Consider the following 7,154-nt stretch of genomic DNA (forward strand, 5'->3'; position numbering starts at 1 on the left):
CCTCGCCGATTTGTCCTTTCAGTGTTTTCCTGGAGGTGCCGTTACGGCTGTTGCCGGTGCCTCGGCCTTCACTGGAGTGCTTGGCGTAACCAAGATGTTCCTCCATCTCTTTTCCTAGAGCTGTTTCTACAGTGAGTTTTACGAGTTCACGGCTTAAGGCTGAAAGGTCTTTTTCAGATTTAAGGTTTTTGGCCAGTTCCGCCGCCAGGGACTGCAGGATGTCTTTTTCGGTTTCTTTGCTCACATCAATTCCTTTTCTTAGCGAAGTTAACTGATTGTAAGCAGTTACACAATTTTATTTACAGACTCATCCGGGACTTACATATCGTCGGTCCAATCGTTGTTCTCGAATTGTGAATGGTCCGGTTTCTCCGGTTTTTCCTCCTGAAGCCGTTGTTCCAGCCATTTTTTGATCATCAATATTTCGGATTTGACTTCTGAAAGGGCCTTGCCACGGTGACTCACCCTGTTTTTCTCTTCCATTGTCAATTCCGCAAAAGTCTTGCCGAATTCTTCAAAATAAAAAACAGGGTCATAGCCAAACCCATTATTGCCGCGCTGGTCGTCGATAATAACTCCGTCGCATCTTCCTTCATAAGTCAGTGCCGGTCCTGAAGGAACAGCAATTGAAAGGACGCATTGAAAATAGGCTTTTCTGTTTTTCACGCCGGAAAGTTTTTTAAGAACTTTTTTAAGATTATCCTGGTCGGTTGCGTTGTCACCGGCATACCTTGCAGAAAATACACCAGGTTCTCCATTGAGGGCTTCTACAACCAGGCCGGAATCATCGGCTATCGCGGGAAGACCTAGTATTTTTGCTGTATGTATTGCTTTTTTGTAGGCATTTTCATCGAAAGTTTGCCCATCTTCGATCGCTTCGGGAATTGGTCCGAAGTCATCCAGAGAGCAGATTTCAATTTGCAGGTCCGAGAGTATTTCTTTAAACTCGCGGAGCTTATTTTTATTTCTGGTAGCTATTACTAGAATCGATAACATTGTTGTACTCTCAATAAATATTATTATATTTCAAACTTTTATCGTATCTTTCCTGTTCACTGTAAATACACCCGCAGTAGGGCTGGCGATACATTTTCATATCAATTGATTTCTCAATCCCTTGTTTCCAGCCTTCTCTGAAATCTCTGTATAAAAATTCGACGTTATATTTTTTGCCCAGTAATTCACAGGTTTTGATAAGTAAGTTGTGATTCTGGTACTTGCTGTAGAGAAGTGTTGTTGAAAAGCTTTTAAATCCCTTGGCCGAAGCTTTCCGTGCTGTTTCTTCCAGTCTTGTAAGATAACAGATGGTACATTTTCTCTTTTCGTTGAAAGCCGCTTTCCGGACAAAATCAACAAGGCCGTATTTATTTTCAACAATAAGGGGAAGATTAATCTCATCTGCATAAGAAACAAGGGTGTCGAGCCTTTTCTTGAATTCCCTGAAAGGATGTATGTTGGGGTTAAAAAAATATCCTGTTATATCGAAACCTTCAAGTCGAAGCTTTTCGACCGGATAAACTGAACATGGCCCGCAACAGACGTGCAGAAGAGTATTCATTGCTATTATAATTTATAGTTTTTGGGATCAATATTGTACTGATGGATCTTGTAGTTGATTATGCGAAGACTGGTGTCGAGATCTTTAGCGGTTCTGGTCTGGTTACCGTTGTTTCTCTTCAAGCCTTCAATAATGAGTTCTTTTTCAAAATTTTCAACCGCAACAGAGAGGGAATAAGGGTTGTCTTTTTTCGATGATTCGCTAATCTGCAGGGAAGGTGGCAGATGTATTCCCTTGATTGTATCGCCATCACATATCAGGACAGCTCTTTCAATACAGTTCTGTAGCTCCCTTACGTTGCCGGGCCAATGGTACTGGACCATCATATCTATAGCAGAAGTGGATATCCTTACAATTTTTTTGTTATTCTCCCGGGCATACTTTTCAAGAAAGAATTCAGCTATAAGAAGAATATCGGTCCTCCTTTCTCTGAGAGGTGGCATGTATACAGGAAAAACATTTAGCCGGTAGTAGAGATCCTCTCGAAAATTTTTCTCGGCAACAGCTGCTTCCAGGTCCCTGTTGGTTGCCGCAACAAGCCGAACGTCGCAGGAAATCTGTTCAGTCGAACCTAATCGTTGAAATGTTCTTTCCTGGACTACATTGAGAAGTTTTACCTGGACTGAATTTGAAATATCCCCTATCTCGTCAAGGAAGAGGGTTCCTCCCTGGGCCTGTTCAAAGCGTCCAATTTTTCTGTCGGAAGCGCCGGTAAAGGCACCTTTTTCGTGGCCGAACAATTCACTTTCCAGGAGGGTCTCCGGCAGGGCGGAGCAGTTGACAACTATGAAGGGTTTGTCCTTTCTTTTACCATTATAATGAAGAGCCTTGGCTACCAGGGTTTTTCCGGTTCCTGATTCGCCTCGAAGCAGGACTGTGGCACTTGAGTCAACCACCCTGTGAATCATTTCATATACATCCTGCATTCTGCTGGAATTCCCGACAATATCGTTTATTTTGTTTTTTTCGGATAACTCCCGCTTAAGCTTTTGATTCTCAGTATAAAGCTCTTGTGTCTCTTTATTAACTTTCTGGATACGAACAACAGTCTGGGCTATGATCGACGATAAAACAGTAAGATACTGCAAATCGACGTGGGCCTGTTCGCCCAGACCGTCCTCATAGATTCTGTCAATGGAAAGTGCCCCGATTACATTCCGGCCGTCTTTTATGGGGACGCATAGAAATGATCTCTTTTGCTCTGAAATATTACCCCTTGCTCTGGTGCGATTTAAAAATAATGGTTCTTCAGCAATGTGAGGAACTATTATTGGTTCACCAGTAGATACAACCCTTCCGGTAATACCTTCACCAATTTTATATTTCCCGCGTTTTCTCCCCTCTGCCGTGAGTCCGTGAGCAACTTCGATTTCAAGTTTGCCGGTAAGGGGATTAACAATAGTAACCGTTCCGTTCTCCATTTCCTTCATTTCAGCCAGGAGTTTCATAGCCTGTTCAAGACAATCGCTTAAATCCTGAGAAGAAGCCAGTTTTCTGGTTATTTCATAAAGAGCGGAAAGATCTTCAAGTTGCTTGGTGATATCTATATCAACAGCCATAATAGCAAGGTATTGGTGAATTTGAGGTCGAAATTAGTAATCAGCAAAAAACAATTTAACAAAAATATGCAACTTATAGCACATCTATTACAAAAATGTATAAAAAAATAGTAAAAAGTATTACTAAACAACCATTATATTGACATATTATTTATCAGATGGTAGAAAGGCTTGCACGGAGGAATGGCCGAGTGGTTTAAGGCGGCGGTCTTGAAAACCGTTGTACGAAAGTACCGTGGGTTCGAATCCTACTTCCTCCGCCACAAAGAAAGAAATGGAGAGGTGACCGAGAGGCCGATGGTGCTCGCCTGCTAAGCGAGTGTGGGGGTAATACTCCACCGAGGGTTCGAATCCCTCCCTCTCCGCCATTTCAATCTAGAAAAGTTTCCAAGAGGCGATAAAAGCAGTACACGCCGATCACCGCAAAATTCCCGCCTGGTTCTACTTAAAGGTTGTTAGAAAAACAGCGTTTTTCAAATATCATAATCTCTTATACTCGAATTGATCTTTCGTACTATTATAGTACGTTTATCACCTCATATTCCGTGGCAATAATTCGACTCGTATTAAATTAAAAAAACATCGATAATTCAATAAGATAAACAGTGTTGTTGGGTGTTTAAATATATTAAGTGTAATAGAGGTTAGAATTTTGCCTAGGGTGTGATCAGGCAAGAAGGGCAAAAAAGACCTTGTTGGCATCTATTTTTAGCACAGTTTGAATTGATGCATTCAGAAAAAATAAGTTTATATTCGTTATTTTCTGATCAATTTAGAAAGGTGCTCAATGTACAGAAATTTTTGAAAATGGGAAACGAATAAGAAAAATACAATTTTTATAAGGAGGGAACAGGTAATTTTTTGGAAGCTGTAGGGAAAATTATAATGTGTAAAGACACATAAAATTTTCCCTGATCAGATGGAATTATCACTAATATCCCCATAAGAGATTATTATTTATCCAGCCTTTAAGCCCGGATTCGTGCTTAACCCGGGCCCATCCTGTTTTCTTTTCAATTAATTGAAAAACTACTCCATAATAAGCCTTTCCTATAATATCGCTGGAAGTGGTCGGCTCCTCTCTTATGTTTATAACCCCCTTTCCATTTTTGTTAGCCTTAACAATTACCACCGGCTTCTTTTTGAGTAAAGATTTGTGTATCCATCCCATATCGTTCTCAAAATCTTTTACCTGGAGCCAGCCATCTTTATGTGAAATAACTTTTAGCGGAAAATCACTTCCATACTCCCATAAGATCGGATAATCGGTTCCAGGACCTTTACGAAGATTAACGTTATCGCCAATAACCGTAACCATTTCTGCACCAGCAGGCATGGTGGTTAGTGTAATGGTAAAAAGAACTAGCAATAGACATATTTTTTTTCTAAGCATGGTATTAAATATGGATTCAAGTATTTATTAGCTATTCAACCAGTAGCAACGCGGTAACTCTATCAAGATCGTCTAATGAATAGTATTCTATCTCTATCTTACCTCTTGAACCATTTTGATTAATTAGTACCTTTGTATTGAGGCGGTTCGTTAATTGGGTAGTAAGTGCTCTATGATATGATGATGGGATCTCCTGCGATATTGTTTGACTGATCTTTTTCGGCGATTGTTTGGCTGAGGTCAGTTTTTTGATCAATTTCTCTGTTTGACGGACAGAGTAACCATTTTTAATTATTAGATTTCTTAATTCCTTGAGTGTGACTGGGTCATCGACGAGTTTTATCAATGCTCGACCATGACCTTCGCTTAGCAGACCTTCCCTTATGTCATCCTTTATATTTTGCGGGAGCTTAAGCAATCTTAAAAGGTTTGTTACTGTTGTTCTCTTTTTCCCAACTCTGGAGGCTACCTCTTCTTGAGTGTACCCAAATTTTTCAATTAGTTTTCTGTATGCGTCAGCTTCCTCTATTGGATTAAGATCTGTTCTCTGAACATTCTCAATAATTGCCATTTCGAGGAGAACATCTTCATTTTTTTCATCGAGAACGACAACTGGAACTTGGGACAACCCGACTAGCTTGGATGCTCTTAGACGTCTTTCTCCAGCAATTAACTCAAAAGATCCACTGGATTCATTATTCTCAGTGACAATGAGAGGCTGAATTATCCCTTTTTCCTTTATTGATTCAGCCAATTCCTTCAGGTCTTCCGAATCGAAATGGGCCCTGGGTTGATTTTTATTCGGAATTATCCTATCAATATCACATTCAAAATATTTTTCCGGTTGATCTTTTCCAAACAGTAGTCCTACTCCTTGCCCTAAACCTATATTTTTTGCCATTTTTATTAATTCCTCTGATTTTTTAGAAATTCCTTCGAAAGTTTAATATATGCTAAGGCACCTGTAGAACTTTTATCATAATCTAGGATAGTTTTCCCATGACTTGGGCACTCGCTGAGTCTTACATTTCGCGGAATTACAGTTTTAAAGACCTGGTTATTAAAATGACTTTTGATCTCAGTGGCAACCTGGTGTGTAAGCTTGTTTCTTCTATCAAACATGGTAAGGACAAGACCTTCTATGAATAAATTTTTATTGAGGCTTTTCTTTACTGAACGTATTGTTGAAACGAGCTGGGCAAGCCCTTCCATTGCAAAATACTCACACTGCATTGGAATTAAAACTGAATGAGATGCTGTAAGTGCATTTATCGTTAACAGACCAAGTGAAGGGGGGCAGTCAATAATGATAAACTCATAATCCTGCAGAAGGGGATTTAGTATTTCTTTCAGTCTCTGTTCTCTATTGTTGATTGAAATCATTTCAATCTCTGCAGCAACAAGATCAATATTTGAGGGAATAACATCGAGATTCTTTGAGCCGGTTTGAATTCTCACATCAGGTCCAGTAAATCCACCTGTGTAAGCATGGTACAGATGGATTCGAGTTTCCCTTATGTTTATACCGGTACCGCTTGAGGCGTTACCCTGTGGATCCGAATCGACCAAGAGAACTTTTTTCCTGTTTGCCGCTAATGAAGCAGCTAGATTTATAGCTGTTGTAGTTTTACCAACCCCACCTTTCTGATTGGCTATAGCTATAATTTTTGCAGTGTTGTTCATAGTTCACCCTAAATAATTAGTAATAGCGATATAAATAATATGTTATTGGTAAAAAATCTGTAAAAAAATATCGTTTTCAACAGATTTTTTTAAATTATCAGTGAAAAGTAGTGTTTCACGTGAAACATTTTTTGTAAATTTGTTCGAATTTCGTGAGATATTAGACAGAACAAGACTTTTTTTACCAAATTGTCTTTACGATATCGACAGAATTTATCAAGATGAACTCAAGGATTGGCATATTTTTACTAGATTGGAGGATGAAAAATTAAATTTCGGATAAGAGGACTTTAGCTAGATGAATTTTAGTTGTGCACAAATATTACAAATTCTTTTTTATTTATTGGTAATCAGTGAAAACATGTTTCACGTGAAACATCCCTTGGAGACAAGAGTAAACAAAAGTTAAACAAATAATAGATCTATGAATATGTAGAGTTAGCTCTCCAATAAATGGTAGGAGTTGGGATAAAGATAAAATCAAAACTAAAAAATGGAGACATATTAGTACCGCAGTAACATTGATATTGTTGCCTTTGGACCCGGTGAAGATGTTTTGTAATGTATAATGCAGTTTTGAGAAGGACTGATAAATTTCAATATATGATAACATATACAAAGACGAGTCATTTCCTGGGCTATGTTGGGTTAAAGTTAATAGTCGAAAATGAAAAGCAGGCGCTCGAATACACAGTATAGAATTTATTAAAAAGTACTCTTTTTATAAAACATAAATCAGATGAAAACTAAACACAGAGAAAATAATTTTTGGTCGATATTTTGAGTCGTTTAAACTTGATACATTGTAGATTAATACCAGCTATTCCCGATGTAAGTCTAAGTCATTGAAATTGCGCCATTCGGTAAAATCATCTTTCGTAAACATTTAATATGAAGTATGAACTTAATCTATTGAAATAATGTGAAAAATATTTTTTAGCATGACACTTTTTTCTTGACA

The 7,154-nt window shown here is 38.5% G+C and carries 7 protein-coding genes and 2 tRNA genes; 2 read left to right on the plus strand and 7 right to left on the minus strand.

Annotated elements, in window-relative coordinates:
- From BLQ17_RS21245 to BLQ17_RS21260, 4 genes are all read right to left on the minus strand, one after another.
- Positions 1-244: transposase (locus BLQ17_RS21245; protein WP_176761384.1), on the minus strand; the 244-nt coding region annotated here is incomplete at its 3' end.
- 74 nt (positions 245-318) lie between these two features.
- The gene (locus BLQ17_RS21250) at positions 319-996 is read right to left on the minus strand and encodes an XTP/dITP diphosphatase (RefSeq protein WP_092226214.1); all 678 of its coding nucleotides are present in this window, start codon (positions 994-996) and stop codon (positions 319-321) included.
- Between the two features lie 10 nt (positions 997-1,006).
- Entirely contained in the window at positions 1,007-1,558 is a 552-nt protein-coding gene (locus tag BLQ17_RS21255) for an epoxyqueuosine reductase QueH (protein ID WP_092226215.1), read from the minus strand.
- A 5-nt stretch (positions 1,559-1,563) separates the two neighbouring features.
- Positions 1,564-3,117 carry a sigma-54 interaction domain-containing protein gene (locus tag BLQ17_RS21260; protein WP_092226216.1) on the minus strand — a complete coding sequence of 518 codons (1,554 nt, stop codon included), beginning with the start codon at positions 3,115-3,117 and terminating at the stop codon, positions 1,564-1,566.
- A gap of 177 nt (positions 3,118-3,294) precedes the next feature.
- Here BLQ17_RS21260 and BLQ17_RS21265 point away from each other — a divergent pair.
- Positions 3,295-3,380: transfer RNA gene (locus tag BLQ17_RS21265), tRNA-Ser, on the plus strand.
- A 13-nt stretch (positions 3,381-3,393) separates the two neighbouring features.
- Positions 3,394-3,485, plus strand: a tRNA-Ser gene (locus BLQ17_RS21270).
- Between the two features lie 563 nt (positions 3,486-4,048).
- On the opposite strand, the gene BLQ17_RS21275 is transcribed toward BLQ17_RS21270, so the two are convergent.
- The 3 genes from BLQ17_RS21275 to BLQ17_RS21285 all read right to left on the minus strand — a co-directional run bounded on the left by BLQ17_RS21275 (position 4,049) and on the right by BLQ17_RS21285 (position 6,193).
- A complete protein-coding gene (locus BLQ17_RS21275) occupies positions 4,049-4,435 on the minus strand; it encodes an SH3 domain-containing protein (protein ID WP_176761385.1) in 387 nt (128 codons plus the stop codon).
- 106 nt (positions 4,436-4,541) lie between these two features.
- A complete protein-coding gene (locus BLQ17_RS21280) occupies positions 4,542-5,411 on the minus strand; it encodes a ParB/RepB/Spo0J family partition protein (protein WP_092226219.1) in 870 nt (289 codons plus the stop codon).
- A 5-nt stretch (positions 5,412-5,416) separates the two neighbouring features.
- Complete coding sequence (locus BLQ17_RS21285; protein ID WP_092226221.1) at positions 5,417-6,193, minus strand: ParA family protein; 777 nt, start codon at positions 6,191-6,193, stop codon at positions 5,417-5,419.
- Between the last annotated feature and the right edge of the window lie 961 nt (positions 6,194-7,154).

Source organism: Desulforhopalus singaporensis, assembly GCF_900104445.1.
GTDB lineage: Bacteria > Desulfobacterota > Desulfobulbia > Desulfobulbales > Desulfocapsaceae > Desulforhopalus_A > Desulforhopalus_A singaporensis.

Excerpts from the sequence above, each read along its gene's own strand:
- BLQ17_RS21260 (WP_092226216.1), bottom strand. The coding sequence starts at position 3,117 with ATGGCTGTTGATATAGATATCACCAAGCAACTTGAAGATCTTTCCGCT.
- BLQ17_RS21285 (WP_092226221.1), bottom strand. The coding sequence starts at position 6,193 with ATGAACAACACTGCAAAAATTATAGCTATAGCCAATCAGAAAGGTGGG.
- BLQ17_RS21280 (WP_092226219.1), bottom strand. The coding sequence starts at position 5,411 with ATGGCAAAAAATATAGGTTTAGGGCAAGGAGTAGGACTACTGTTTGGA.
- BLQ17_RS21255 (WP_092226215.1), bottom strand. The coding sequence starts at position 1,558 with ATGAATACTCTTCTGCACGTCTGTTGCGGGCCATGTTCAGTTTATCCG.
- BLQ17_RS21250 (WP_092226214.1), bottom strand. The coding sequence starts at position 996 with ATGTTATCGATTCTAGTAATAGCTACCAGAAATAAAAATAAGCTCCGC.
- BLQ17_RS21275 (WP_176761385.1), bottom strand. The coding sequence starts at position 4,435 with ATGGTTACGGTTATTGGCGATAACGTTAATCTTCGTAAAGGTCCTGGA.